The organism is Streptomyces sp. NRRL S-495, assembly GCF_000966955.1.
Classification (GTDB): domain Bacteria; phylum Actinomycetota; class Actinomycetes; order Streptomycetales; family Streptomycetaceae; genus Kitasatospora; species Kitasatospora purpeofusca.
In genome coordinates, this window is record NZ_JZWY01001172.1 from 1 (window position 1) to 600 (window position 600).

At 77.0% G+C, this 600-nt stretch carries 1 protein-coding gene; it reads right to left on the minus strand.

From position 1 onward, the window contains the following. Positions 1-143: 143 nt before the first annotated feature. Positions 144-600 (minus strand): methyltransferase (locus tag VR45_RS40260; RefSeq protein WP_045944938.1); only part of this gene is annotated, 457 nt, incomplete at its 5' end.

Below are 600 nucleotides of genomic sequence, written 5' to 3' on the forward strand. Positions count from 1 at the left end.
TGGCAGGATCACGCCGCACATCATCGCCGCCACCGGCGGGAACGCCTTTCCGCCCATGCCGCCCGTTCGGGCGGACGCCGGCCTGCACCGCGTGGTGCGGGCCGGCGCCCGTCTGCCCGACGTCGCCCGACGTCCCGAGGGTGTTACGGGCGGGCGGGCCTGCGGGCGTGGAGGAGGGCGGCGTCGAGCGGGAGGGGGGTGTGGGCGAGGAGGTCGAGGCCGGCGGCGGCGAGGAGGTCCGCGTAGTGGTCGGCGCGGCGCTCGCGGCCGCCGACGTTGCACATCATGTGGACGTCCCAGGCGGTCGCCAGGGAGGCGGATCCGTCGGCGGGCAGCAGGCGTTCGACGATGAGCAGGTCCGCGTGCGCGGGCATCGCGCGCTCGCAGTGGCGCAGGATGGCACGGCAGCGGTCGTCGTCCCAGTCGTGCAGCACCCGGGAGAGCAGGTAGACGTCGCCCCCGGCGGGGACGTCGGCGAAGTCGCCGACCCGGTAGGTGCAGCGGTCGGCGCAGCCCGCCTCCGCCATGGTGCGGCGGGCGGCCTCGACGGCGTGCGGGCGCTCCAGGAGGACGCCGCGCAGCCCGGGGTGGGCGGTGAGG